The sequence below is a fragment of the Salipaludibacillus sp. CUR1 genome, assembly GCF_021028955.1.
Lineage (GTDB): Bacteria > Bacillota > Bacilli > Bacillales > Salisediminibacteriaceae > Salipaludibacillus.
On sequence record NZ_JAIWPE010000076.1, the window covers coordinates 1 to 1,401 of the forward strand.

Sequence of the window (1,401 nt, forward strand, 5' to 3'; positions counted from 1 at the left end):
GGCTCTATACTGAATGTTGTGGTGCGTCCTGTGTCTCCAAGGGGCGGAGCCCCTTGGAGACACAGGCACAAAAAATGCACCTAATTCTCTCTCTTTGTTAACCTTGAGTTACCACACACAAAACAACAAGGGAGAGAATTTAGGTGCGGTTTCATTCTATCACAAGATTTCTAGGGATTAAAGACGACCATGTAGAGGTATTCGACACTGGTGAAAAAGAGAAAAGCTTTTGGTTTCAACTTCACACAAAAGTACGTAAACAAACGTGTCCTAAGTGTAAAGAGAAGACAAAACGGATCCATGGTTATCGGTGGCAATGTATTCAGGGAGCACCTATAGCCGGTAAAAAGGTGGAACTTCATTTAAGGAAGCGTCGATATATATGTACAACTTGTTCTCGTACCTTTTTTGAGAAGCTTTCTTTTATGGAGCGTTATCAACGTCACACAGTGATGTTATCCCAAGAGGTTCTTTCTCTGAGTTCAGAAATGTCTTTTACTCACGCAGGTAGTCTTCTTGGTTTGAGTACCAACCGAACACTCCGGATGCTTGATCAGAGGCATATCCCGGTAAGGAAAGTACTTCCCCGGGCGATAGCGATTGATGAGTTCAAAGGAGATGCGGGAAATGAGAGGTTCCAAACCATCATAGTGGATGTGGAAAGACGAGAAATCATTGATGTGCTGCCGGACCGTCGTGCTGAAACCATTGAGACATATTTTAAACAGTGTGATACAGGAAATGTCCGAATTGTCGTGATTGATCTCTCTAAAGCGTTTAAAGAGGCTCTCCGCAGGCAACTGGGAAATCCGTTAATCATCGCCGACCGGTTTCATTTCATGCGCCAGGCCTACTGGGCTTTTGATAAAGTCCGGAGGGAAATCCAACAGGAACTGTATCAAGAGTATCGTATTCGCTTGAAAAGGCATAAAGAGGTCTTGTGGAAGTCCCCTTCCCGTTTGAATGAAAAGGGAAAAGAACGAGTGGAAGAAATCCTGGGCAAGCATCCGGAGCTGCGCAAAGCCTACGAATTGAAAAATGAACTGGATAAATGGTTTAAAACCAGTGATAAGGATAATGCAAAGGCGGGATTAGAAAAGTGGTTTTCTTTAGTCGATGAGTCAGGGGTTGAGGCTTTTAAAAATGTCGTAAAAACCTTCAAGCGCTGGAAAACAGAGATCCTTCACTCTTTCATGTATCCTTACAATAATGGCTTTATCGAAGGGGTAAACAACACGACAAAAGTAATCAAGCGTATGTCTTACGGAATAAAAAGCTTCTCGAGACTACGTAAGAAAATACTGTGGAGGCAAGTGGTTAGAACCCATGCGGGTTAACCCGCATGGGTTCTAAAGAGAGTAGAATTGGAAAATTCTACACCACAACAATTGACAGAGAACC

General features: G+C 43.2%; 1 protein-coding gene. It reads left to right on the forward strand.

Going from position 1 to position 1,401, the window contains the following annotated elements; translation table 11 throughout:
• Positions 1-143: 143 nt before the first annotated feature.
• Entirely contained in the window at positions 144-1,337 is a 1,194-nt protein-coding gene (locus K8O68_RS15400) for an ISL3 family transposase (RefSeq protein WP_230897746.1), read from the forward strand.
• The last annotated feature ends 64 nt before the right edge of the window (positions 1,338-1,401 follow it).